This window comes from Kangiella profundi (genome assembly GCF_002838765.1).
Taxonomy (GTDB): Bacteria; Pseudomonadota; Gammaproteobacteria; order Enterobacterales; family Kangiellaceae; genus Kangiella; species Kangiella profundi.
The window spans coordinates 135,773-162,082 of record NZ_CP025120.1 but is presented as its reverse complement, the minus strand read 5'-3'; the positions used below and the strand labels follow the sequence as shown (position 1 = coordinate 162,082).

Sequence of the window (26,310 nt, the reverse complement as noted above, 5' to 3'; positions counted from 1 at the left end):
ACACCTTCACGCTTTCTTGCTGTACATTTCTTATACTATTTTTGTATTCAAGTGCTATTCGCGCTACATTATTCACTATGGCATGAAGCCATGAATCCTGCTTCCTGATCAAGGAAGCTCAAGCTAGAAGGATTTGGTATGAAACAGGCTATATACATTGCTCTGTATTTTCTTCTCCTGTGCTTTTCTGCGCAGCAGGTTCATTCTGCCGAAACAAACTCATCCAAGCGCGCCATGCAGTTGACGCTTGATGGTTCAGTCAATCCTGCCATTGCCCATTTCCTGGTACAGAATATTGAAGAAGCCGCTGAGCAGGATTATCAGCTCATTATCATCAAAATGAATACGCCTGGCGGACTCGATCTGGCCATGCGTGACATCATCCGCGTCATATTGTCCTCACCTATTCCTGTTGCTACTTATGTTTACCCTCCTGGTTCGCGTGCTGCCAGTGCAGGAACCTATATTCTGTATGCCAGCCATGTTTCGGCAATGGCGCCAGCAACCAATCTTGGGGCAGCAACGCCTGTATCAATCGGCGGTATGCCCTTACCGGACGAGTCTCAACAGCCAGAACAATCTAAGCCGTCTGATAACAACCAAGAAGGATCAGATACATCAAAAGATCAGGCGAAAAAATCACCTACCCCATCAAGCACATCCAATAAATCAGCCATGGAAAAGAAGGTCATTAATGATGCCGAAGCCTATCTCAGAAGTCTTGCTGATTACCATGGCCGTAATATTGACTGGGTGCGAAATGCTGTTCGTGAAGGTGAGAGTCTGTCCTCAAGTGAAGCATTGGAAATTGGCGTGATTGACCTCATCGCTGAAAACCCACAACAGCTACTTACAATGATTGACGGCAAATCTGTTCGCCTACCAAATCGACAAGCACAAATTGATACCAAAGGCATGACCATTGAGGTTATAGAAATTGACTGGAAAACTAAGCTCCTCAGCATTATTAGCGATCCAAATATTGCCTATATTCTGCTGATTATTGGCATCTATGGTCTCATTTTCGAAGGCTATAATCCCGGTACTTTTATTCCCGGAGTCATCGGTGCAATCTGTTTACTGCTCGCTTTCTATGCATTACAAATTATGCCCGTCAATTATGTCGCCGCCGGACTACTTGTTTTGGGCATTGCCCTGCTAGTAGTTGAAGCTTTTGCGCCCAGCTTTGGCATACTCGGTGTCGGCGGCATCATCGCCTTTATCCTCGGCTCCTTCCTGCTCTTTAATGAACCAGAAACCGGTATGGCCATAGCCATGCCTATCCTTATATTCGTGACTATCGTTAGCGTTATATTGCTGAGTTTCGTACTCAGTCTCGCCATTCGCGCCAGGAATAGACCCGTGGTCACCGGTACCGATGAAATGTTGTCGGAAATTGGCGTGGTCGAACACGATTTTGAAGACAAAGGCTGGATTAAAATTCATGGAGAAATCTGGAAGGCTCGAAGCTCGCAACCCTTAAAAGCAGGACAACAGGTCAAGGTAGTTGCCGTTAATGATTTAGATTTAGACGTCATCCCAATCACGGATGCCAAACCCAAACTTTAAGCTCAATAGAAGGATTTATTATGAACATTTTTTATCCGGTTATTCTGGCGCTGATCATACTGACAATAGCAAGTATGTTTAAGATTCTTCGCGAATATGAACGTGGTGTTATCTTTATGCTTGGACGCTTCTGGAAAGTCAAAGGCCCAGGCCTGATCATTTTGATTCCATTCGTGCAACAAATTGTTCGCGTTGACCTCCGTATAATCGTCATGGATGTCCCTACTCAGGATGTGATTTCACGTGATAACGTCTCGGTCAAAGTTAATGCCGTCGTCTATTTCCGTGTGGTAGATCCGCAAAAAGCCATCATCAATGTTGAGCACTATTTTGATGCCACCAGCCAACTGGCTCAAACCACCCTTCGTTCCGTACTGGGTCAACATGAGCTGGACGAAATGCTCGCTTCACGCGAAAAGCTCAATGAAGATATTCAAGAAATCCTCGACAGTCAGACCGATGCCTGGGGAATTAAAGTATCCAATGTAGAAATTAAACACGTCGACCTCGACGAAAGCATGATCCGAGCCATCGCCCAACAGGCAGAAGCTGAACGTCGCCGTCGCGCTAAGGTGATTCATGCACAAGGTGAAATGGAAGCCTCGCAGAAGCTTTTTGAAGCCGCGCAGGTGCTCGGACAGAAAGAAGAAGCGCTACAGCTTAGGTACCTTCAAACCCTCACTGAGATCGCAGGCGAAAACAGCAACACCATCGTCTTCCCTCTACCAATCGATCTTTTAAAGAAGTTCTTGGGAAATAAAGATTCTTGATTGGTAAAATAATAGGCAAATAGTCCAAATCTATTTGCCTGTTTTTAACACTTTAATTTATACAGAAAGATTTTCCGTATTTATTTCAGCACCGTAAGCGTCTTGCCTATCGTTAGCTGTAGGATCTACCGCCTTATGAGGCTCGTTATCGAATACGGTTCTAATGCCACTTTCTTCTGGCGCATGAGCCTTTTCTTCAAAATATGAAAACAACTTGTACATTTCCACCCGATCCTCTGGGTCTATATCAGATTGATGAACGTAGTTTGAATATATATGCTGTTTGTTGATATTACTTAATGGCTGATTGTGTAATATTGCCAAGCCATAATCGCTTAGATCTTCAGGAATTTTGTGTTCTGCATCATCGGGCAAATTATCGAAAGGAACTCCACAAGTAACAGCTTTTAGATGCATTAAATGTAGGTATACATTTGCCAACTCTTTACTAACCTTTTTTGTCCCATACAACCATTTATCATAGCCCTTGGTTCTTTCTGAAAGGGTGTAACCTTGCTTAATATAGTTTTCTTTTATGACGGCTAACTCATCATCTTCTATTAACTTAATTGTACGATAACTATATCTACTGACCATTTGTGTTCTACTGATTCTTGTTAAATAATTTTTAATATCCGAGTCTTCGCTTTCATTGCTATATCCACCTCCAATATCAGAGTGCACTCCTATAAATCCCTTTTCATTAATAAACCCTCCCCCTGTAGGCTTAACACTACTAAGAGGAAAGTTTTCACGGATTTCGTCATTAGCAGTGAAGTGCTCTATATAATCAGCTGATGCAGCGGATAAATTGAAATTAAAGTCCTGGATAATTTTTTTATAATAAGGTTCTTCGACTGTGATACCCAAATAAGGATTAACGACTCTTTTGCGTGTTCCGCTCTCAACATACCACTCTGCACGATTGATATTATCACCAGCTTTATCTTCCTTAAATCCAGCGGCACCTAACCAACCATCTACAAAAGATCCCACAGTATCAAATAAACCTACAAAGCCTACTTTAACGTTTGGGCCCGCAGCACGGTCATGGATTTCATTAATAAAGTGACGAGCCTGCGCTGCACCACGGCTAAAGCCAAACACATCAACGATAAATTCTTTTGCGCAGGGTTTCTTATGGAAAAAATTTGCTACTTCCTTTAAAGCACTATGGACACGCTCTATACCGCCTTTACCTAGCGCCATGCCGCTACTTTCATAGTCATCTTCATCGACTCCATCTATGGTTCCGACTCCATTTTCGTAATGCATCGCATAACTTGTCATTTTGTCATCTATATTTCTATCAATATACTTCTCTGAAAGTTTTGCTATATTTGATGCTTTCCCTCTAGGTATATCATTTACTTTATTATTTCCCGTACCATCAAAAAACACTCCTATTCGCATTGTCCAAGGACACTGCTGAGGATATTCATTTGGGCTATTTCTACTGCTCATAGCTAATCTTCCTTGTTCTGAGGTGCTCCTGGATACCAATCATCAAATAATACTGTTGGCTCCCATTTAGCCCATTCATCTTTTCTCGACTTTCTTTTTTCGAAACAGTCCAGTCGATAGTCTTCGCCTTCTTTATAATGATGAAATTTTGTTACCACTTCATTCGTTGCCTTTCCCTGTGCCTCTCCAATTATCATTATTTCCTGTTGTGATTGTGGGTATAGGCTGCTAGCAAATTTAACCCATACTTTATTATTTGGTCGAATATCTATTATTATGTAAGAATGCGGTCTCTGATGAAATTCAGACTCGTACCATGGTGGAAAATAGTAAAGGCGCTCCATGATTTCCTTTCCTGGTAACCTTACAGTTGCCTCAATATTTTTTCTTTCATTCCACGAGTACCACTTGGCATATACTGAATCAACAGGCGGTGGTGAATATAAGGATGCGGTTCTACCCCCTCCATTAACCGATCGTCCACATTCATGAATTCCTGTCGCGCCACTTCTAAACTTTCCATCTAATATTATTTCATCTATGTCAATACTTCCTTCTGAACTATTGTTGGATGAAACGGTAATACTTGGCTTCTTTTTTATTTGCTTTCTTTTGTTTTCTATTTTGCTCAGCCAAACTACTTTTTTTACTTCAATTTTGGTGGGCTTAGGTTCTGGGACGTTATTCTTATTTAAATAGTCTATAGCCTGGTCAATTTTTCTAAACCCACTTTGATTATTGTTGTGCATAATCTTGCGCAACTCATAGTCAGCCTCATCATCAACCATGAACCCTGCGCCTGCTGTCATTGCAACCTTTACAAACCCTAAAACATCTGTCCCATAGCCGTAGCCGTATTTGGCTCCTGTATAGAGTGCATAATCTAACCAAATATCTTTTTCCTGTTCACTAAGGTTACTCCAGTACCCTGGGTAATCTGAATCTACGTAATCCTTTACTCTTTGTATCACTTTTTCGTTTTCAGAGTTATTTATGAATTTATACTCATACTCTTGATAACTTATATTGTCATAATTAAGTTTTCCATGAGCTATCTCTTTTGGATTCTCTGCATTACAAGCCGTAAGTATTCCTAATGCTAATAGCAATGTGTATACAAGTTTCATCATTTATTCCCTTTATAATCGCTTGGTACAGGGTAGGTTAACTTAGGAGAGTTTCTATCAATATATCGGTTAGTGTCTCTGACTCTGACGTAAGGTGAAAAGTTACTATCACTAATAAATTTTACAATATTGTCTTCAACAGCAGGGTTAGTAATAAAATCTTTGCCGATTTTACAGACAATATCTAAATAGCCTTCGATTAAAAATTCATTGCCGAAATGTAGCTTTTTTGCATCGATTACCACAGAGTCTATCCACTCCAGTACTTCCTGGTCAGTTAATTGCTTCCAGAAGTCTGGATAATTAGATTGGATTCTGTTCTTTTGTGATTCGAGAAACTTTCGATAATAGTTATCAACAAAAAGCTTTTTGACTTTCGACAGTTTATTGTCTTCCATGGCTGACCACTATTCTACTTTGACCAATGATTCACCTTTATCGATAAAGCCGCCTATGGCAGTTTTATCGCCAATTCTTGCCACTGGCTTTCCATTAATTTTTACTATTGCCGATCCAGTTACTATGGTATCTATGGTGTCATCACAGGTTATCTTGTCTCCAACCACGGCCACCGGCATCCCATTAACTTTGACCAGTGTTTGCGCGGCCTGAATTGGGCCATTCTTATGAATGCTATTTTTTGTTCCTTTGCAGGTGTGGGTATGTCCATTTAACGCTATCGATTTCATTCTTTACTTCCGATTGTCCACTTCGTGTATTTTTCATTTGAGGCTTTCATGACGATAACACTATCGGGATAGATTTCTGTGACTATGCTATCACTTCCTGAGCCTTCATTCTCAATAAGCTGCCTCAATACAACTGGATCATAATGTCTGAAAAGACTGACTTTTCCTTTCTCGTCTTTCTGATATATCCACTCTGAAAGCTTATTTACCCAATCCTGATGGCAAGTTTCACTTCCAATTACAAAGCCAAGGTCTTTATCAATTATGTCATCGATAATCCAGTTAGCATCTTCGGCTTCTAGTTCTAGCAAGTAAGGCGCGACTGTTTTCAGTTCCTGACGACTGTCCTTTACAAACAGACTTGTGTAGCTATCTTTTCGACCTTTGATATATGAAAATAGGGTTTCATTCTTTGCCGCATCAATAATAGCGTAGTTTTTTATCCCAAGGCTGGCTTTTTCTAACTGCTCTTTCAGGCCTGCTCTACTCAATGAATGTTTGCATACTATCTGCTTGCTCAACATCGCCAATCCTTGCTTTTCGATTAGCTATTGCTTTCACACTCTTCACAGAATGGTAAACCTTCATTGGCCGCACCCTTTAAGGCTTCGATCTGGCTTGCTGAACCTGAGCCAAGATTGATAGCAGACCCTTTAATGTTAATTTCTTTACCTTCTATGGTAATGCCACTGCTATCAATTATAATGCTTCCGCCCGGCCCCGCGATTTCTAATGTATCCGAAACTTCTAATAGGAATTTGTTAGTTCTAGTAAAGATTTTTTCCACTGCTTCCAGTGTATATTTACCAGCAACTTTGTGTTTATAATGGCCACCAACCTCTTGCGAGTGGTTAGCATAGACATAATCTTTCTGATGATTGTTGACCGTATTGATAGAATCTTTTTCAATTTCAACGGTTCGGTTCTTGCCAACCTTAAGCACACTATTATTGGCAATCTGCAGGGTCTGGTTATTGCCAATTTCTACTTCTTCATCATTACCAACTTTTTCTTTGCGGTCATTTTTGACTTCTACTGTTTCATCATTATCGATGGTTTTTCTTCTATTTTTACCTACCCAATGGAACTCTTCATTTTCCACCTCAATACTCTGGTTGCGCTCTGCATGAATCAACAGATGCTCTGCTCCCTTGCGATCTTCAAAGCGGATTTCATTAGCTGTGTCTTTTGTGCCGTCTGGCGTACTACGTGACACCCAACCACTTTGAGTCTTGTTATTAGGTAGCTGGTAAGGTGGCATGTTACGCGCGTTGTACACTCGACCAGTAATTATTGGCTTATCCGGATCACCATCTTCAAATTCAACCAGAACTTCCTGTCCAATGCGCGGGATATTGATGCCTCCAAATCCTGCGCCAGCCCACTGGTGCGATACTCTCACCCAGCACGAGCTATTTTCATCTTTTTTCCCTTCTCGATCCCAGTGGAATTGGATTCTAACGCGCCCATATTGGTCGGTATAAATCTCTTCGCCTTCTGGTCCAGTTACGACCGCGCTTTGCAGGCCTTTGACCGAAGGTTTCTGGTTATTTACATCCGGTCTGAATTGTACCTCTGCAGGTATCAGCTGTGCTTTATTTTTAATTTCCTGCTTAGATTCGCTCGAATTCTTATAACTATCATCTTCAGCATAGTATTCCAGCTCGGTGACCAGATAGCTGTTTCCTACTTCGTTGATGTTTTCATGTTTCACTATGGAGTAAACATGACCGACTTTCAGATCTCGAATATTACTTTCGGCATAGACTTGCAGTTGATGCTTCTGAATGGCCTCAAGTCGTTTTGCTGTTTCGGCTTGTCCATCACATTTGTTCTGATAGTCACCCGGATAGCGGTAGACTTCCATATTGTTAGCATCTAGAACTTCATTCTCAGAATGCTCGCGGTCTGATCTTAATGAGCTGGCAGGATGCTTAAAGTCATAGCCATTACTACTGTATTTGATGGGCAGCAGCTGGCTACTGGTTTGCCATTCGCTGAAATGTTCTGACTCAAGGGTGCCATAGCTCTGGCTTAGCAGACCGTTGCCTTCACTATCATATTGATTCTTATCGTCCAGCAAGATCAGCTGATGCTGATTAGTTTGTTGTTTGAAGTAATAAAAAATCCCGGCTTCGGCCAGTAATCGTTGCACAAAGTCCAGATCGGTTTCCTGATATTGCACAGAATATTCATGTACCGGATAGCTGGCAGTTAATTTAGACTCGAACACCACCTGATGCTCAGACAGTAGTTGTTCCACTATCTGTGGGATGGTTTTGTGCTGGTAGATCCTGATGTTTGTACGCTGCGATAATAGCCACAGTTGCGGCACTACTTTTAATTCATATTGATACAGGGTGTCCGAGATCTTACCCCGATGCCTTAACTCACAAACGATACCATTAAAGGCTCGCTCCCCTCCGTCATTCAATTCAAAGCTAAAGTCGATTACTTTACCCATCAACTTATTCGGCTCTATGGCTGACAACTGCGACAGACAGGTAAGAGAAAACTGATATGGTCTGGATAATGCTTCATGACCTTCTACCTTGGTCAACAGCAATTTGTCACTTCCAAGCTCAGTGTCAATGCGGATTAATCGGTTGGTTTGTGAGAATTTTTCGAAGAGACCCATTAACGATCCTTGTATACATTAAATGGTACTGGGAAAAAATACGACACAGCAAATGCTGTGCCGTATCTGTTTTACATCATAGAAGCTTTAGCAACATCATAACCATTGCTAATTGGGCTACTAGCTTTATGGTCATCGTCGTAAGGCGTGTATTTCTGTTCAAGCTTAGTGAAGCTCAGTGTAATCTCTTCAACTGGACGCTCGCCATCAGAATTCACACGATAGCCACTAATCATGCAGTCGCTCAATATATACTCCATGTAGCTTTCTAGAGTATCGCCTGTTTTAGTAAGGTGTAACTCAACTTTCTTACCTTTACCAACGCAAGCCTCTTTAAATAAGTATGGCGTTGTGTTGTCCATGTATTTAGTTACACGTAACTCGCTAACGTCCGCTGAAGTAGCTTCACGATCCTTGCTGGTGCCTACTCGAGCAGTAATACCACGCTGAACACCCCAATCGATTGATAGGACATCAATCCAATCTTCGTGTCCTTTTGCAGTAGCTTCACCCTTGATGTTGTCATAATTCATGAAAATTGACATGAATATTACTCCTTTTTTGTTTTGACTATATTCCGCTTAAAAAAGCATCATTTGCGACCTGATATATCAGATACATCCGAGATACTATCGCCTACTTCAAATTTTTCAACTCTTTTTTTACTGATCGCAGTGTTTTTTGAAGTAGGTCATATTATTGTGCAGCCAATTCCGCCGATTGCTGCTGATTGGCTTCCTGTACTGGTAAATATGACTCCGTACTTATCTCCAGCTCTCCATCTTTCAGCAGTACGACAACATCCTTCAACTCATCCTCCTGTAAAAGACGAGTGAGGAAATAATTCGAAATTTGTGGCAGGATATTTTGCTGAATAATTTTCTGGATATTACGAGCGCCTGAATCCGTTTCTGTACAGCGTTCGACGATGTTCTCAATCAGCTCATCAGCAAATGTGCAGCTCACCTTGTAGGAATCCTTGACCCGTTCACTCACTCTTGCTAGCTGAATCTTGGTGATATCTCGCAGGATATCCTGCTCCAGAGCTTTATACGCCAGCAAAGTGGTGCGCCCCAGGAAGGCGGGCTTGAAGTAGCGCAGTAAATCCTGATGCAGAACCTGAGTCAGTTCTTCATATTCCTGCTCAGGTGACGTCTCGACAATTTCTTCTTCATCATCAGCCTCTAAGCGCGAATAATCCATCATGGTTTCGGTGCCGGCATTGGTCGTCATCAGGATTACGCTGTTTTTAAAGTCGATATCTCGGCCTTCACCATCTTTCATCATGCCTTTATCAAAGACCTGGAAGAAAACTTCCTGCACGCCCGGATGAGCCTTTTCCATCTCATCCAACAGTATCACTGAATAGGGATTACGTCTTACTGCCTCGGTCAGGATACCGCCTTCACCGTAACCGATATAACCCGGAGGCGATCCCATTAATAGTGATACCTTATGCTCTTCTTTAAATTCAGACATATTGATGGTTATCACGTTTCTCTCGCTACCATAAAGGGTCTCAGCCAGGGCTAAAGCAGTTTCTGTTTTACCTACACCACTTGGGCCAGCGAGTATGAACACGCCGCGTGGCTTGTTTGGATCCATCAACTTTGCAGCTGAAACACGCATACTTTGCGCAATCGATTTAAGGGCCAGATCCTGTCCACGTACACGCTCAGTCAGCTGCTCTTCCAGTTCCAGTACCTGATTGATATTCTGCTTTTTCATTTTGCCCACTGGAATTCCGGTCCAGTCCGAAACGATGGCCGCAATAACTGCCTCATTGACCGTTTCAAAGACCATAGGGCTTCCTTGTTGCACAAACACAAGTTCAGCTCTTAATTTTTCCAGCTGCTCTGGCTTTTTATCTTCCTGCTCGTGATAAGCATGAATCTTTTTGACTATTGCAAGCTCTGCCTGCCACTTCTCGTTTAAACCTTGTAGTGTCTTTTGCTCTTGCTCAATCAATGCCTTGAGTTCTGCTATTCGCTCCTCATGAGTTGCCTCCATTTCACAGATGGCTAATTCTTTTTGCCAGCTTTCTATGGATTTCTCACTTGCTTCGATCAATGCAGGCTTGGCATTCTGGCTCAGATTTACTCGGGCACATGCAGTATCAAGTAGGCTCACTGATTTATCAGGCAACTGTCTTGAAGGAATATAACGCTGGGACAACAGAACACTACTGGTCAAGGCTTCATCAAGAATATGCACCTTATGATGTTTTGCCATCACTTCAGAAACGCCACGCATAATATCTATCGCTGTATTTACATCGGGCTCTTCTACTTTGACTACCTGAAAGCGTCTAGAAAGTGCGGCATCTTTCTCAAAAAATTTTTTATATTCGGCCCAGGTGGTGGCAGCTATGACTCTTAACTCACCTCTGGCTAGCGCAGGTTTCAACAGGTTTGCTGCATCATTCTGGCCTTCTGCTCCACCGGCTCCAATCATGGTATGCGCTTCATCAATAAACAGGATTACAGGCTTGATGGATGACTTAACATCAGCAATTACCTGCTTCAGACGATTCTCAAACTCACCTTTAACGCCCGCACCCGCCTGTAACAAACCCATGTCCAACACTCGGATCGATACGTTATGCAAAACCTCTGGGACTTCTTTGCTTATAATTTTTTGTGCCAGACCTTCTACCACAGCCGTTTTACCGACCCCTGCCTCACCCGTCAGGATCGGATTATTCTGGCGACGTCTGGTTAGAATATCGATCATCTGTCTGACCTCATTTTCTCGGCCTAAAACCGGATCAAGCTCTCCAGCCTGCGCCTGCTGAGTCAAGTCAATCGTATATTGCTCAAGTGCTTTTTGACTGCCGGCTTTTTTCGCTGCTGTTTCCTGTGTCTGACTACTAATATTCTCACTACTGCCGGATACTATGCTGGTAAAGTCAGCCTCCAGTTCTGCACAATCAATCTTACTCAGCTCCTTGCTCATACCCGACATCAGGAACGCCAGGCTGTCATCATTGCACAGCACTAAAAATAGATGTCCTGAACGAACGCTAGTACTTTGCTGATTGATCGAAGCAGAAACCCAGGCCTTCTGTATCATCTTCATCAGGTATTCAGACAATGCCGGAGCATGGCCATTGCCGGTTTTAAACTGCTGCTCCGCTTGTAAAATGTCTTGCTCTAACAGATCGCTGTTGACTGCAAAATATTTTAAAATCTCATGCACATCATTGGTTTCACTCTTTAACAGCTCAATTAACCAGTGCTGTATTTCCACATAATAATGGGTCTTGCTAAAACAGGTTGCCACCGCCTTTTCCAGCGAAGATTTACATTCATCATTTAACTTCTCGATTAAATTCCGTATTTCTGTATTTGCCATTGTCGTTTCCTTTTTATAAAACTACTTGAGTTGTTTCATTCAAATTGCCAAGCCAGCTATCAGTGCCTAACTTTGAGCCACCATTTGCCGAATTCAATTGTATTGCTGTACCGAGTTGAGGATTAATCACTGCTACTACTTGATATTCAATTGCAGAGTCCAGATAGCTATGAACCATCTGCTTAATAACCGCCGCCTGTTGTTTCATTTCCTGCCACTTGTGCTGCTCCAGCTGGTCTTTAACATACATCCGAATGACAAGCTTCTGCTCATAGTTCCATTGCTTTTCACCCAGCATTACATCCAATCCCAGTCGGTTAAAGCTACCAGCTTTACCTAGTCGACTTTTCTGCTCATCAGGTATGGCCAACCAACTACCGACGAACTCTTGAATCTCAACTTTCTTGATGTAATCCACCAACCAATGCTCAATAACTGTTTTAAGTGCAGCAGCTGTATTAACGGTGGTTGGCATCAGGCCACAATAATAGGTAGCAGTTTTGTCATTATTAGCTGATACCATTCTGGTCTGGTACAAGCTACTTGTGACGTCCAGCTCATTAACCGTGTGCTTTAATTCAGTTGCTAGCTGACTACGCTTTTTGCCCTTTGCTAAAAGTTGATTCAATCGCCTGGTCAGCATCAGCAGAAAAGCATCTGCTCCTGTCCCCTGATCCTTAATGCTTTGCAGTATGTCCTGACTAAAGATCTCCGGTAGCGGGCTATAGGCATCAAGTAAATTTAAACCGAGATGTACCTGTTCCGATAATGCACGGTGCAAATCAAGCACATCACTTTGTCTAATCATTCTCGCCCCTTTATATAAACTGTATCTGCCCCATTCGTGCCGGGTAGTTGAGCTCTTGCCTTTGCTGTCCGCTAGTCACAATCTTCAACTCGGTAAAACTATTTATTGCCGTTAGCTCCGTTAATAGACGACTTATTACCAGGCCAAACAGATAGAGACTAAAGTTGCCAAATGGCTCTGTTGATATTTGTATCTTCACTTTTTGTCCATTAATAAAACCGGAATGTTTCTTATCAAAAGCTCGTTTAACGATTCGTTCTGTGTTGCACTCTGTAATCGCTTCAATCATTAAATTGATTTGATTATCTTTGTATATATTTGCTTGCTGCAGAATTTCTTGTAATGCTGGGACACCATTGGTTGTGATGTGGCCAATGCCGGTTTTCTTCAACAGTGTCCATCGCGCCTGTCCATTGTGCTCTACACTTTTTTCGGCACGCACTGTTTCAATCAACTCAATAGACTTCAATTCTGAATGCGCTTCATGAAACTGTATCTCCAATTGTTGGGCTCGATTGATCACCCGGCTAATATCCTTATGGTTCTTTACCCAAACCATAGGGCAAATGATGTAATCATCCTGCTCCTCATCACCCAAAATACTGAGCACTGTTTTGCTGTAACTTCCCTGCTGTGCAGATTTATGAATCCGCTTAGCAGACCATCTCAATGCACCTTCCTGCTTATCCCCCGGTTGATATGCGGCGGCAACAGTTTTCCGCTCGGACTTTCCCTGTAAATAATCCACTCTGTCGACTTTATAGACTTCAAGCGCTTCCCCTTTACTACCGCGCACCTCAACTTCACGCGTCTCATTGCCCTTTAACTTATAGGGCTCTGCAGCCTTCTGGAATAAATTAACCACCGGCAGACAGCCATAGGCGAAACTTTCATGATTTATAGCTTGCTCAAGCTCTGGATTGTCGGTCAGCAAATAAAAATTTACGACCAGTTTCTCGCTTGCCTTTAATTCAATTTCCAGGTGATCCAGTAGTAAATGCTCGAAGCTCTGTTTCGAATTTAATACTTCGCGGGCCAGTTGCATGGAGTCCAGCTGCTGATAACTTTTAGGCAACAAACTCAAATCGGAATCAAAGCCACCTTTTTTGATTGTCTCTTTCCCTAACAGTTTTCTTTTATCGCCATAATCACACTCAATGCAAACTGCATCTTTTGCTAACGCTTGATATAACAGACTATTGATTCTCGGCTCATCATTCAGCTTTAGATTAATTTCATTTATCACTATAAATTCATCTTTAGCCACTTCTTTTTGCACTGCAAAATCAATAGTCAACTTTGCTTTAATCTTATCACTATCACTGTACTCTGGTTTTTCAAAAGGCAGCCCGCTATAGGTTGCATTTGCAATATCTATTGGCGCCAGCTCTGCGCTGGCAGCAGTGGTAAAAGTCCACTCCTCACCTTTATCACCGGCTATGCTAATTAATTCGCCTTTATTGATTTGAGTCGCGGTAGTAAGACTGCCGTCTAAATTAAACTTCATGGTCGCAGTTGCCGGAAATGGCGCTTCCACATCTGGATATAGCGTCCCCAAGATCGACTCAGCCAGCTCATCAACACCATCATCCAGCTTCTTACTGATCTTTGCATTTAAGAAAGCTACCGATTCAATCAATCGATTAACGTTCGGATCGTCGATGCCTTTTTCATTGATTCCAAGATTTGGTGCCAGGCCTGGGTTTGCCCTGGCAAATTCCACCGCTTCCTGTTTGATAGATTCTAGTTCACGCTCAAAGTAGCTCAGCAATCTGTCACTCATGATAGAGCTCCTTTATTTCGCTAGCGTTTTCCATAACATCAATATTGGTTCTGATATTTATCTGCTCTTTAGTTTTTAATTCCGCCTTAATATCCAGACGTAAGACTCGGTCTTCTTTACTTTTGTTTTCGAGTATTTCGATAATCATATTTTCTATGCGCGGCTCATATTCTCTGATGACCTGATGGATCTGATTTGCCAGCTCCTTTCTTTCCTCTTCGGTCCCCACACTGCCAAAGCTGAAGTCATTAATGCCATAGTTAAGAATTGACTTTTTAACGTTTGGAAATTGTTCATCTGACAAAAGCAGACTCTTTCGTGTATTCAACATTCTTTTCAGGTCTTCACAGATCGACTTTGCTAACCAATCCTGCTCACTGCTGATCTCTTTTCCGATTAATCTTTCCCACAAACTTTCCATGTTCTACTCGCTATTTTTAATTTCTGTGGTAAAGGTGATTTTGCTTTCGATGCCATCGAGCTGATAGTGCGGCTCAATCATCATCTGACACTCAAAGCTTCCTGGACTGTTATGTTTGGCTGCAACCTTAATCTGTGCTGCTCGTAACGGATACTTGGCTTTAAGTTCCATCGAGGTGCTCTGACTGGCGGAAACATATTGTCGCAACCAACGCTCCAAATATTGCTCACACTCCTCCTCGCTTAAGAACTTGCCAATCTTTTGTCTGCTTATAACTTTGATGTAATGCGCGAATCTTGAAACACATAAGATATATTGCAGCATTCCCGCCAGCTTGTTCGAAGTGCTCTCCTGCTCTTTCACTTCAAAGATTGAGTAGTTGCTCTGGAATAACAGATAGGGGGTATGCTTTATAATAGTTATCGGAATAAAACCACTGGCTTCCAGAGCTCTGGCCTGGCGCTCCTGAATCCAGGCGCTGACTGGCGGAATCTTTATCACCAGATCGGAGTTTTCTTCATAGGGCAGCCCATCTACCAAGCCACCACCCACCTGATCGCGCTTCATACCACGAATTGTTACGTACCACCCATATTCCGCAAAAGCGCGCATGGTCACCGCTGCAAAGGCAAAACAGCCATTAGCCCACAGTCTTTCACGCTCATGCTCAATGGTTTCTTCAAATAACAATTGATTGTTGTAGAGACTTTTCTGGTAACGCTTTCGGATTAATATCTCAGGAATGACGCATCCCAGATAACGGCTTTCCGCTTCGTTTCGCAAGCTGTTCCATTCGCGATATTCACTCTGCCGAAACAAATCCTTTAATTTCAGATTTGGGTGTAGACCAGTAAAGCTGTCAATGCCGAAGAACTCGGCCTTGGTATTGCAAATAAAAGGGGCAAATGATGCTACGGCTATCTTGCCCATCAATTTCAGCACTTCGATATCACTGATAATGCCCGGCCTGCGTTGCAGCTGAATCTTGTAGCTACCGATCAACAGGGAAAATGGCTCACCACCAGGCCTGTCATACTCCCCCTCATAGACCTTTTTGTAGATTTCGCTCTGCTCATAGTCCAGCACTTTACCCAGATCTTTGGCCAGCGCATGAAAACTCACATCCAACAGCTTTATTTTAATCTTTCGCTTGTTACTATAGCGCGTCTTTTCATGGCAAAGATAACTTACCGCCCGCCAGTCCGCCTCGAGTTTCTGAAACTTCGGATGATGCAGAATGGTATTAACCACCTTATTCAGACACTCGTCGATCTCCACTACCAATCGGGTAATCAAATCTTCAAACTGCTGTAAATCAGGCACAGCAACAGGCTGTTGCTCTAGACGGGTACTAAGCAATCCTTGCTGGGGGGCCTGTAAATTAGACGCGTTCAGCTCCATGCACTCGATAACGCTCTGTTATGGGGTTTTACAAAGCGTGCAAGTCTAACAGCTTGTAGCCGCCATCTAAACTAGAAAAATGTGAAATATATCTGAAAGATACAATTTGATGCTAAACTTTCTTGCTTGATGTCCTTACTGGCTTGTACTACATTGTTGATAATTCAGATGAGCCAGAGGTTACTATGCAAATCAACGGAAGTTTTACAGTAACGCTAAACCCTTTAGAATCAAACATTAATGGCACTGACAGCATGACCTTTCGGCGCATGTCGATTGAAAAAGAGTTCTCCGGCCCATTAGAGGCCACCAGTAATGGCGAAATGCTCAGTATCATGACCCCAATCAAAGGCTCTGCCGGGTATGTCGCAATTGAACAGGTAGTGGGCTCGCTCGAAGGAAAGCAGGGCAGCTTTGTTTTACAGCATTATGGTGTTATGGAATTAGGTGCTGAGAAATTAACGCTTGAAGTGATACCTGACTCTGGCGTCGGCGAGTTAGCTGGCCTTTCTGGTCAGATGAATATTTATATTGAAGATGGTAAACACTTTTACGAATTTGATTATCAGTTGCCTTGATACTCACTCATCATCGTTTTTTTCTAATTTAGACTTTTGATATCTACCAAGATAAGTCCCAAAAGATCTAAGTATAGCCACTCCTATAGCGATGCTTGGCAGTAGTAATGCAAAATGAACTATTTCAAATATATGCTGACCAGTCATGGGCTGATCATTAATTTGTGAGTATCTAATCAGCCCACCTATCACCGCTATAAAAATCAAACCAACCACTACAATCAATGATGGTGGTTGGACTAAAGCTGACTTTTTAACAAGCAATAGATAAAAATAGATTCCAGCGGAAATTACTCCTAAGGCTGTGACTAGTATTAATTTAATTGTTCCTTCCATTTTATCCCTTGTATTTGTGTTCTATGAAGCATATACCAACTAATGGTCACTTCATTTTTAAGTAATCACTTTTTTCAGCCATTGGCCTGCCGATCTGCTACATCTAATGATACCTATTTTTCTGATGCAAACTTTCTAGCAACCTTCGCGATTCTCTGTCCGAGGTAGTGAGCTGTAATCAAATCTGTTTCGTGCAGCTCACCATCTTTCGAATGGGCAATCAGCCCAGACTGCGCGCCCAGCCTATTTCTATTTTCCGAGTCGAAGTTACCGGGGATATCAAGACTGGCCCATAACATCCCATGTTGATTAGCAAAGATTTGCAAGTACTGGATAGTATTAAGCTGATCGCCACTTAAGTTTGAACCGATGGTAAAGCCTGCTGCAAATTTATCTGCCCATCGTTTTTCAGCCCACAACTCTCCAGTTGCATCCGCAAAAGCCTTAAACTGAGCCGAGACACAACCCATATAGGTTGGAGTTCCAAAAATCATGGCATCAACATCATTTAGGACTTCCAATATTTCACTGTTCCTGTATCGACCTTCAACTATATCCGAGCCTACTATTTCAAAACTCATTGTTTCATTGCCCGGTACAGACGAAGCACCCGCAGTGACTGCTTCGGCTAATTGTTTTGTTGTACCGGTTACGGAGTGAAATATCACTGCTACTTTTATCATTATATTTTCACTTATTAATATCTTTGAGAGTTGTCATTACGCAGAGCCTGTCCTAGGGAAGTCCTACGTACTGCACCAAAAATTTTAACGCCTTTAATATTGTTAGACTCTATTAGTATTGCTTCTTGTTTACAAGCATGCATAACAGACTTAAGAGCAGATTCTGAATTAAATTCAGAATGACATTTCTCTGGTTGATTGCCTTTTCTTATATTATGTTCTTCCTAATCGTATTCCTTTGGTCACGCTCTTCCACAAGTACGAAACAATAATTAGGGCGGGCACATTGGCCCGCCCCTATCGATACAAATAGATAGTGCCTGCTATTTTTTCGTAAGCACCGTATCTTTACCGTGCTGGGTGATGGTGAGTTGGCTTTTGTCAGCTTCGAAGTTAATGACGATACCTGCCAGCTTGAAGCGGAAGCGGGTTTCGCTTTCAGCAGTTAGCGGGAATTCGGATTGGCCGGTGGCCTGTCCATAGAGGCTGCCATCTTTGACTTTGATTTCCAGATCAAGCGGGAAGCCTTCCGAACCATAAACTCCGGTATATTGTTCAAGCACAGTTTGCGGGACTTGGTAACCTTTCTTTTTAGTCGCTCCTTCTTTGGTAAAGGCATAACCTTGTCCTCCCTGCATCAGGACAAACTGTTCAGTATCGCGGTCAAAACGCATTTCAATACCTGCTTGTATGTATTCAAACTTGTCATCCGGATAGGCGTCTAGTGGGAATGCACCCTGTCCAGTTGCCTGAGCATAGAGCTGGCCGTCTTTGATGCTGACGTTAATATCCAGCGGGAAAGTTTCACTGCTGTAGTTACCTGCTAACGGTTTCAGTTGTTCTTCGGTCAGTTTCAGCGGCTCTGGGAAGGTGGGTTCTTCAATGGGTTTACCAGAATAGGCGTCCAACATGGCTTCGTAGATTTCACGCATGTCATAACGAAGGCCATTGGAGAGCAGCACTATACTGAGATCCTTTTCTGGGTAATAGGCCAGATGGGTTCTAAAGCCTTCTATGCCGCCATTGTGCCAATAGCCCTCAAGTTTATTGTCGTCCTCGCCATAACTGGTTTCGAAGATGCCAAGCCCATATTTCATGTCCATGGTGGTCATGGTTTTGAGGCTTTCCTTTTTGATGATTTTGCCATCGAATAATAGGTTAATGAACTTATTGAGTTCGTCGGCATTCGAGACCAGCGCTCCGGCAGCTCCGGGGATAGACATATCCCACTGCGCCATCTTGCCCCAACGCCCTTTGTATTCGTAGGAGTGTACTTCGCCGTTACGCTCTTTGATGTCGTCACCATAATAGGTGTCATTCAGGTTGTAGGGCTTGCTGATACGTTCTTTGACAATTTCAGCGTAGGGCTTGTTTTCGATATCTTCTGCGATGAATCCTAAGAGTAAGTAACCACTATTACTGTATTCAGCTTTCTCTCCCGGCTCGAACACTGAGTCGAAACTTTCAATTTTGCTAACTAGAAAATCTTTATCCTTTGGTTTAAAGACATAGTCACTAAAGCCTGGCTCGTTGGTGTAGTTGAATATTCCGGATTGGTGGTTGAGTAGATGCTTGATGGTGATCTTGTCTGCGTTTTTAACTTTCGGATAGAACTTTGCAAGCTTGGTGTCGAGCGTCAGTTTGCCTTCTTCTATCAGCTGAAAAATGATGGCGGATGCATAGGTCTTGCTGATTGAGCCAATTTTATATTTTAATTCCTGGTTTGCACTCAATGACCACCCATTGTCGGCTTTATTACTCGGCTGAATGGTTATTTGATAGAGTGGCTGCGTATCAAGATAGATGGCTGCGGTACCGATAAAGCGACCATTATCCGCCAGAGTTTCAAAGTATTGGCTGAGTTGTTGTGAGCTTTGTTCGCTTAGTTGTTCCGCTGCCTTTTTATCCACATCAGCTATCGCTAATGGACTTGCGACCATTACCAGGCTCAATAAGGCGCTGTTTATTGCTAAATTCATAAGATTACCCTTTTGTATTGTCCTTTGATTTTTTATATCAATGACCAGATTTTCTGATATCACTCCACGCCCATCATGCGTGTTTCCCGCCTGACCAGGTGTTAATTTCAGTCATGGCTTATGAGTGTAACGCTGGCAAACTCATTTTATTCCACGCAATTTACTAGAGATATTTAATAAGTGTAACTGGCCTGGAAAATTTGTAAGTTTTTACATTCTCAGCTATTGGATCTTTGGGCTGTTTTGGAGTATCTTAAACAGCTCGAGTTTTGCTTATTTTTTATCCACAGCATGGACATTTCTGTGGATAACTTTGGTGAAAACTTTTTGGGGAAACTGAGAAACATATAATAAATCACCTATATAGGTTTTGGGGAATCTATCCTTCGTCGATTTTCTCAGTATTTTCAGGCGCTTACAAAGCCAATTAAAAGAACCTTATGAACATGCAGGTTTGTTAATATTTATTCAAACCTGTGGATAAGCCGTGCCTAAATTTTCATTTAGTGCTTAATAAACGTAAATTTAAGAGTCAGGATTATGGTCAAACGCCCTATTCTTGCGCTAATACATATCCTCGAAAGTTTTACTGAATGGACAGGCAAGCTGATCAGCTGGCTGACCCTGTTTATGGTGCTGGTCGTGGTTGCTGTGTTGCTGCTGCGCAATGTTTTCGGTTTTAGTGCAATTCCGCTACAAGAATCCGTCACCTATATGCACGCTATCGTCTTTATGCTTGGCGCTGCCTATACCTTAAAACACCATGACCATGTTCGTGTGGATGTGTTCTATCACCGTTTTTCGCACCGCACCAAGGCACTGGTTGATATGGCTGGATTTCTGATTCTGTTGTTGCCGGTGTGTGTGTTCCTGATTATCTATAGCCTCGATTACGTCATTTTCAACTGGAAGATCAAAGAGGGCTCAAGTCAGCCTGGCGGTCTGCCCTACCTTTATATGCTCAAGACTTTATTGTTGGCTCTTCCCATTACTCTGGTTATCCAGGGGACGGCCCAATTCCTGCACAACATGGCCTACCTGTTAGGTTGGAAAGCATTACCACATGGAACCGATGAGGACACTGAAGCGGTTCCACAGGTAACGGGTGATCAGGAGATGAAGCATGGCTGATTCAATTTTCACCTTAATGCCATTGCTGTTGTTCTTGTCAGTGTGTCTGGTGCTACTGTGGGGTTATCCGGTTGCTCTATCTTTGGCAGGGGTCTCTCTTATCTTCGTAGCGATTGGTGCCAGCACTGGCATGCTGGATCCGATCCAGCTTAATTTCCTTCCTGGTCGACTCTATAAAATCATGGAGCGCAGCACGCTGATCGCAGTGCCGCTGTTTATCTTTATGGGTTTAATGCTGGAGCGAACCAAGATTGCCGAAGATCTTCTCGACTCGATGGCTACTCTGTTCGGCAAATTACGTGGTGGCATGGGCTTTGCAGTAACGATTGTCGGAATGTTATTGGCAGCCAGTACCGGTATTGTTGGTGCAACGGTTGTGACCATGGGCTTGCTGTCTTTGCCAGCGATGCTTAAACGCGGTTATCAGCCAGAACTGGCAACCGGTGTTATCTGCGCCTCAGGTACTCTCGGCCAGATTATTCCACCCTCTATTGTTCTTGTTCTGCTAGGTGACGTTCTGGCTAACGCCATGACACAAGCCAAAAGTATGGGCCTTCAAACTGAGCAAGTGGCTTCAATTGGTGACTTGTTTATGGGCGCCATTATTCCGGGCATGATTCTGGTGGTTGGTTACATGCTGTACGTTGCATTTGTTGCCTGGCGCAAGCCTAATGCCGCTCCGGCCATTGAGTTCGACGATTCGGTCGATATGCGCAGCGTGATCTGGAAAGCCTTAATCAATTTATCACTGCCCCTGATTCTCATTGTGGCGGTACTGGGTTCCATTCTGTATGGCTTCGCCACTCCAACAGAAGCCGCAGCTATCGGTGCGCTGGGTGCAATTGTGCTGGCTATCATTCGTCGCCAATTAACTTTTGCACGTCTTAAAGATGTTATGCGTTCAACAGTTAAGACCACCAGCATGGTATTCCTGATTCTTATTGGTGCCTCTATCTTCTCGCTAGTATTCCGTATGTACGGTGGCGACGATTTGATTCACCAGTTCTTTGCCGATCTTCCGGGTGGACTATTTACCGCATTACTGATCATTATGCTGGTGATGTTCCTACTGGGCTTTATCCTTGATTTCATTGAGATCACGTTTGTGGTTGTGCCAATTGTCGGGCCGGTGCTGTTAATGATGGGTGCCGATCCAATCTGGTTGGGTATATTGATTGCCATCAATCTGCAAACCTCATTCCTGACACCGCCTTTTGGTTTCGCTCTGTTCTATCTGCGCGGTGTCGCGCCACGTACCATTCGTACTTCGCAGATTTACCGTGGCGTAATACCATTCATCGTCATCCAAATAGTGGTGCTGATTATGATTGCTGCATGGCCATCACTGGCTACATGGCTACCAGCCTACGTCAGTGGATGAGAAGGGGCTTATTCCGATGAGTAAGGCACCAATCGGCGTATTTGATTCAGGCGTGGGTGGGCTAACAATTCTCAAAGCCATTCGCGATCACCTGCCCAATGAAAACTTATTGTATGTGGCCGACTCAGCCTATGCACCTTATGGTCGATTACCTAAGGAGATACTGCATAAACGCTGTACTCACATTGCCCGCTTCTTTGTTGAGCAAGGTGCCAAAGCAATGGTCATTGCTTGTAATACGGCAACAGCGGTTATGGCAGAGTGGCTGCGAAAGGAATTTGATATTCCGATCATTGCCATGGAGCCTGCGATAAAGCCAGCTGCACTGGCGACACGCTCAGGTAAGATTGGAGTCTTTGCCACTGACAACACACTTAAAAGCGACCGCTATCAGAAGCTGTTAATTGAATACGCCAAAGATAAAAAAGTATTTGAGTCCAGCTGCGAGGGATTTGTTGAACTAGTTGAGAGTGGTGACCTAAACAGCGTTGAAGCTTTCCAATTGGTTGAGAAATACCTGCAGCCAATGATTGATGAGCATATTGACGTTCTTGTTCTGGGTTGTACCCATTACCCATTTCTTGCTCCACTGATGCGCAAAATTTCCTCACAACAGGTAGCAGGAAATCAGGAACTACAAATCATTCACACAGCCGATGCCGTTTCGCTACAGTTAACCCGAGTTCTGGCAGAACATGACTTACTGAACTTTAAAGATCAGGAGTATGTTCGATACTTCACCAGCGGAGATGCTGAGCGAGCATCAACCATATTCTCACAGCTTCTTTTAGAGAATATTTCCGTTGCGGAGCTACCCGATAATTGCAAAAAATAAGGCGCCCAATAGCGCCTTATTTTATTGTGTTATTTTCGACCGCGGTAATAACTGACTTCTGAAACCTCGTGCCAGCTCTTGGCCTGATCGCGGAATTCTTTAAACGATTTGAGAATTCTTTGATCAAGTTCGGTCTTGGCCTGCTCTTCTATCATTGCTTCCGAAATCGTTTGCAGCTCATTAAGTACATCCTTTGGTAGCTCTTTCAGTTGCACGCCATGTTTGTTGACTAAGGTTTGCAGTGCCTTATTATTTTCTGAGGTGAAATGCGCCAACATATCTGCGTTAGTCACACGGCAGGCGTGACGAACCACATCCTGCAAGTCCTGCGGCAGTGCTTCAAAGGCTTCTTTATTGATCAGTGCTTCCAACGTTGAACCCGGTTCCTGCCAGCCTGGGTAATAGTAGTATTTAGCTGCCTTGAATAAGCCAAAAGCCAAATCATTGTATGGACCAACCCATTCTGCTGCATCAATTGCGCCAGTCTCAAGCGAGGTAAAAACTTCGCTTCCCGGCATCAATACCGGAATACCACCTGCTCGCTTCCAGACCTCACCGCCAAGACCCGGGATCCGCATTTTGAGCCCTTTAATATCACTCATTGAGTTGATTTCTTTGTTGAACCAGCCCGCCATCTGTACACCTGTATTGCCTGCTGGTTCTGGGATCAAATTGAAAGGTGCGTATAACTCTCGCCATAATTCAATGCCACCGCCATGCAATAGCCAGCCATTCATTTCCTGTGCATTTAGTCCAAATGGAACCGCGGCAAAAAATGGGGACATCGAGAGTTTCCCTGACCAGTAATAGGCAGCACCATGACCCATCTGGGCAGCGCCAGTTGCAACTGCTTCGAAAACCTGTAGTGCCGGCACCAGTTCACCAGCACCATAAACTTTGACTTCCATCCGACCGCCGCTTAGCTGACCGATCAATTTAGCCAAATACTCCGCGCCTTCGCCCAGCCCGGCAAAATTCTTCGGCCATGTAGTAACCATGGTCCATTTAATTTTTTCACCTTTCTTAACTGCTACCTGACCGTCTTTGCATTCTGTCGGCGCTCCCCCGCAGGCAGCCAATCCCGCCACTGCTGCACCAGCACCTAAAGCTCCAATAAACTTTCTTCTTTTCATCATTTATACCGTTATGTTTTTGTGTCGACATGATTACATAAAAGGACTGGCAACAATGTACCCAGTATAATAGGCTATGGCAACTTTGATTAATAAAAGACCAGCATCAAATTAATAAATGGGGTTATATTGGTATGTCCAGTTTTATAAATATCTACAAACAGGCTTTAGATCCTGAATTCTGCCAGCGTTGTATTGAAAAATTCGAAAAGAGTGAGCATAAGCATCAAGGCCAAACAGGTGCCGGTGTCGATAAAATAAAAAAGAATAGTATTGATATCACCTGCACCAGCTTTCCGGATGAGTGGCAGGAAGAAATGCTCCACCTACAGAATGTTGTACTGCGCGGCTTGATTCACTACGTTCGACAATATCCTTTCCTACTGGCTGGCGCCATTTCGCTTCAATATCAGAACAAAGAAGGCGAAATGGAAAACTTGAGCTATGTCGATGTCGAAAAGATGGACGACGCATCGCTGGGAGAATTTATCAAGACAGTTTATCGTCTAGGCCCTGTAAACATGCAAAAATACGAAAAGGGGCAAGGCGGATATTTTCATTGGCATTCTGAGCATTATCCGCATCCAACCGATCCTCATCAGGATAGCTTGCATCGTAGTCTGGTCTGGATGTTCTATTTAAATGATGTAGAAGAAGGTGGCGAAACTGAGTTCTTCTATCAACAGGTTAAGAGCAAGCCTGAGCAAGGTTCATTAGTCATCTTCCCTGCCGGCTTTACTCATACCCACCGTGGTCAAAAACCTATATCCGGCGATAAATATATTTTCACCAGTTGGGTGCTCTATCAACGTGCTCAGGATATGTATGGCACTGCACCACAAAATCAGCAAAAACCACAGCAATAATCTTTACTACCGTCCATAAAAAAAGCGCTCCAAGGAGCGCTTAATTGAGCCTTAGCTCGTCTATCCGTTATTTATTATTAGTTCTAAACAACAATCCTTACAGATGAATAATCGGATCTGGATTGCCGTCTGGATCATTTCCGGCTGTACCATCGGTTGATGGATTACCGTTTTTCAGCATGATCACAGCACAAGCTGCTGGAGATGCCATTGAAGTACCTGACATGGTCGTAGTACCGCCACCATTTCTTAGAGACAGGATGCTAACACCCGGTGCTGCATAGTCTACTGGTGGGTTACCATAGTTTGACCAGTAAGGCATGTTGTCATTTGAGTCAGTTGCTGAAATGGTATAAACACGGTTACCACTGGCGCGTGCTGGCGAGTAATTGCTGGCATGACTACCATCATTACCTGCTGCAACCACAAAGTATGCACCTGAGCTTTGCGCTGCTGCTTCTACTGCATTATCAACATCAGAACTAGCAGGACCACCTAAACTCATGTTTACACAGTCACCAGAATTTGCATTTGCCGCAACATAGTCGATACCGGCGATAACGCCTGAGTATGAACCTGAACCACGCGAATCCAATACTTTAATCGGTACTACTGTAGCACCAGCTGCAACGCCGACAACATCCTGCGAGTTGTTTAGTGCTGCGATAGTACCGGCAACGTGTGTGCCATGACCGTTACCATCATCTACAGAAGCATCTCTACCTTTAGTAAATGCTGTAAAACCGCGGCTTGCATCAACGTTCAAGTCAGTGTGGTCAACGTCAATACCGGTATCAATGACCCAGGCTGTATAACCTGCGCCACTGACTGGACCACCAACCCGAGTTACGCTCCAAGGTGTGGTTTGGCCACCGCCACCACCACCGCCGCCGCCTGGCTTGCCTTTAAAGCTAACACTGACAACACCGTCTGGACTCATGCTTTTAACGTTCATGTCACCGCCGAAAGCTTTTTCTGCCGCATGGCATGGCGCATTCACCGTAAAGCCTTTTATTGAGTTTTTATAGACGTGGCGTACGGATGCGTTAGCGCGTTGGGCTAAACCTTTGGCAAGACCTTTTACTTGTGAAGCGTCAAGATTGTCGTGGAAAGTTACGATACAACGGTTTTGAACATTCAGTTCATCGTTTGATGAGAAGGTTGGTTCAACGGCCATTGCGGAAGTGGAAAGTACCGCTAATCCAACGGCGCTTGCGACTAGAGATTTTTTCATATACCTACCCCTTAGGATTTGTGAATTGCTCTATTTCTATTTTTACGTACTGTTCATTTTATGTTCGAGTGAACAGATTGCATTTTTATAGCAATCAAGTTTTCCTTGCGCAATCATTATTTTTATTCTT

At 43.4% G+C, this 26,310-nt stretch carries 24 protein-coding genes; 7 read left to right on the top strand and 17 right to left on the bottom strand.

What is annotated here, in order from left to right:
• Nucleotides 1-138: 138 nt before the first annotated feature.
• Nucleotides 139-1,569, top strand: a complete 1,431-nt coding sequence (locus tag CW740_RS00775) for an NfeD family protein (protein ID WP_106645767.1) — start codon at nt 139-141, stop codon at nt 1,567-1,569.
• A 20-nt stretch (nt 1,570-1,589) separates the two neighbouring features.
• Entirely contained in the window at nt 1,590-2,339 is a 750-nt protein-coding gene (locus tag CW740_RS00770; RefSeq protein WP_106645766.1) for a slipin family protein, read from the top strand.
• 57 nt (nt 2,340-2,396) lie between these two features.
• On the opposite strand, the gene CW740_RS00765 is transcribed toward CW740_RS00770, so the two are convergent.
• The 12 genes from CW740_RS00765 to tssC form a co-directional block, all read right to left on the bottom strand.
• Nucleotides 2,397-3,803 (bottom strand): T6SS phospholipase effector Tle1-like catalytic domain-containing protein, encoded by a 1,407-nt coding sequence (locus CW740_RS00765; protein WP_106645765.1) that lies wholly within the window; start codon nt 3,801-3,803, stop codon nt 2,397-2,399.
• A gap of 2 nt (nt 3,804-3,805) precedes the next feature.
• The gene (locus CW740_RS00760; protein ID WP_157826388.1) at nt 3,806-4,933 is read right to left on the bottom strand and encodes a hypothetical protein; all 1,128 of its coding nucleotides are present in this window, start codon (nt 4,931-4,933) and stop codon (nt 3,806-3,808) included.
• Entirely contained in the window at nt 4,930-5,328 is a 399-nt protein-coding gene (locus CW740_RS00755) for a hypothetical protein (protein WP_106645763.1), read from the bottom strand. The genes CW740_RS00760 and CW740_RS00755 overlap by 4 nt, the downstream gene beginning before the upstream one ends.
• A gap of 9 nt (nt 5,329-5,337) precedes the next feature.
• Nucleotides 5,338-5,619, bottom strand: a complete 282-nt coding sequence (locus tag CW740_RS00750) for a PAAR domain-containing protein (RefSeq protein WP_106645762.1) — start codon at nt 5,617-5,619, stop codon at nt 5,338-5,340.
• Complete coding sequence (locus tag CW740_RS00745) at nt 5,616-6,143, bottom strand: DUF4123 domain-containing protein (RefSeq protein WP_106645761.1); 528 nt, start codon at nt 6,141-6,143, stop codon at nt 5,616-5,618. Before CW740_RS00745 ends, CW740_RS00750 begins: the two co-directional genes overlap by 4 nt.
• 20 nt (nt 6,144-6,163) lie before the next feature.
• Nucleotides 6,164-8,257, bottom strand: coding sequence for a type VI secretion system Vgr family protein (locus CW740_RS00740; protein ID WP_106645760.1), 2,094 nt, complete (start codon nt 8,255-8,257; stop codon nt 6,164-6,166).
• Between the two features lie 71 nt (nt 8,258-8,328).
• Complete coding sequence (locus CW740_RS00735; RefSeq protein WP_106645759.1) at nt 8,329-8,802, bottom strand: Hcp family type VI secretion system effector; 474 nt, start codon at nt 8,800-8,802, stop codon at nt 8,329-8,331.
• A gap of 151 nt (nt 8,803-8,953) precedes the next feature.
• Nucleotides 8,954-11,611, bottom strand: a complete 2,658-nt coding sequence (gene tssH, locus CW740_RS00730; protein ID WP_106645758.1) for a type VI secretion system ATPase TssH — start codon at nt 11,609-11,611, stop codon at nt 8,954-8,956.
• Nucleotides 11,612-11,624: 13 nt separating this feature from the next.
• The gene (locus CW740_RS00725; protein WP_106645757.1) at nt 11,625-12,419 is read right to left on the bottom strand and encodes a type VI secretion system baseplate subunit TssG; all 795 of its coding nucleotides are present in this window, start codon (nt 12,417-12,419) and stop codon (nt 11,625-11,627) included.
• Between the two features lie 10 nt (nt 12,420-12,429).
• Entirely contained in the window at nt 12,430-14,202 is a 1,773-nt protein-coding gene (gene tssF, locus CW740_RS00720; RefSeq protein ID WP_106645756.1) for a type VI secretion system baseplate subunit TssF, read from the bottom strand.
• Nucleotides 14,195-14,623 carry a type VI secretion system baseplate subunit TssE gene (gene tssE, locus CW740_RS00715; RefSeq protein ID WP_106645755.1) on the bottom strand — a complete coding sequence of 143 codons (429 nt, stop codon included), beginning with the start codon at nt 14,621-14,623 and terminating at the stop codon, nt 14,195-14,197. The genes tssF and tssE overlap by 8 nt, the downstream gene beginning before the upstream one ends.
• 3 nt (nt 14,624-14,626) lie before the next feature.
• Nucleotides 14,627-16,024 carry a type VI secretion system contractile sheath large subunit gene (gene tssC / locus CW740_RS00710; protein ID WP_106645754.1) on the bottom strand — a complete coding sequence of 466 codons (1,398 nt, stop codon included), beginning with the start codon at nt 16,022-16,024 and terminating at the stop codon, nt 14,627-14,629.
• A gap of 185 nt (nt 16,025-16,209) precedes the next feature.
• Between tssC and CW740_RS00705 the strand changes: the two genes are divergently transcribed.
• Nucleotides 16,210-16,602 carry a DUF3224 domain-containing protein gene (locus CW740_RS00705; RefSeq protein WP_106647969.1) on the top strand — a complete coding sequence of 131 codons (393 nt, stop codon included), beginning with the start codon at nt 16,210-16,212 and terminating at the stop codon, nt 16,600-16,602.
• A gap of 3 nt (nt 16,603-16,605) precedes the next feature.
• On the opposite strand, the gene CW740_RS00700 is transcribed toward CW740_RS00705, so the two are convergent.
• The 3 genes from CW740_RS00700 to CW740_RS00690 form a co-directional block, all read right to left on the bottom strand.
• On the bottom strand, nt 16,606-16,938 hold the full coding sequence (locus CW740_RS00700; RefSeq protein ID WP_106645753.1) for a hypothetical protein: 333 nt from the start codon (nt 16,936-16,938) through the stop codon (nt 16,606-16,608).
• Between the two features lie 113 nt (nt 16,939-17,051).
• Complete coding sequence (locus CW740_RS00695; protein WP_106645752.1) at nt 17,052-17,621, bottom strand: flavodoxin family protein; 570 nt, start codon at nt 17,619-17,621, stop codon at nt 17,052-17,054.
• 323 nt (nt 17,622-17,944) lie between these two features.
• On the bottom strand, nt 17,945-19,600 hold the full coding sequence (locus CW740_RS00690; protein WP_106645751.1) for a serine hydrolase domain-containing protein: 1,656 nt from the start codon (nt 19,598-19,600) through the stop codon (nt 17,945-17,947).
• 540 nt (nt 19,601-20,140) lie between these two features.
• On the opposite strand from CW740_RS00690, the gene CW740_RS00685 reads away from it, so the two are divergent.
• The 3 genes from CW740_RS00685 to murI are packed head-to-tail and all read left to right on the top strand — an operon-like array spanning nt 20,141 to nt 22,947.
• Nucleotides 20,141-20,731 carry a TRAP transporter small permease subunit gene (locus CW740_RS00685; RefSeq protein WP_106645750.1) on the top strand — a complete coding sequence of 197 codons (591 nt, stop codon included), beginning with the start codon at nt 20,141-20,143 and terminating at the stop codon, nt 20,729-20,731.
• The gene (locus CW740_RS00680; protein ID WP_106645749.1) at nt 20,724-22,112 is read left to right on the top strand and encodes a TRAP transporter large permease; all 1,389 of its coding nucleotides are present in this window, start codon (nt 20,724-20,726) and stop codon (nt 22,110-22,112) included. Before CW740_RS00685 ends, CW740_RS00680 begins: the two co-directional genes overlap by 8 nt.
• Nucleotides 22,113-22,128: 16 nt before the next feature.
• Nucleotides 22,129-22,947 (top strand): glutamate racemase, encoded by an 819-nt coding sequence (murI, locus tag CW740_RS00675; protein ID WP_106645748.1) that lies wholly within the window; start codon nt 22,129-22,131, stop codon nt 22,945-22,947.
• Between the two features lie 29 nt (nt 22,948-22,976).
• Here murI and CW740_RS00670 read toward each other — a convergent pair whose 3' ends face one another.
• The gene (locus CW740_RS00670) at nt 22,977-24,083 is read right to left on the bottom strand and encodes a TRAP transporter substrate-binding protein (protein ID WP_106645747.1); all 1,107 of its coding nucleotides are present in this window, start codon (nt 24,081-24,083) and stop codon (nt 22,977-22,979) included.
• 131 nt (nt 24,084-24,214) lie between these two features.
• Here CW740_RS00670 and CW740_RS00665 point away from each other — a divergent pair, with 131 nt between their 5' ends.
• Complete coding sequence (locus tag CW740_RS00665; protein ID WP_106645746.1) at nt 24,215-24,946, top strand: 2OG-Fe(II) oxygenase; 732 nt, start codon at nt 24,215-24,217, stop codon at nt 24,944-24,946.
• 97 nt (nt 24,947-25,043) lie between these two features.
• Here CW740_RS00665 and CW740_RS00660 read toward each other — a convergent pair whose 3' ends face one another.
• Nucleotides 25,044-26,180, bottom strand: coding sequence for a S8 family serine peptidase (locus CW740_RS00660; protein ID WP_106645745.1), 1,137 nt, complete (start codon nt 26,178-26,180; stop codon nt 25,044-25,046).
• Nucleotides 26,181-26,310 lie beyond the last annotated feature (130 nt).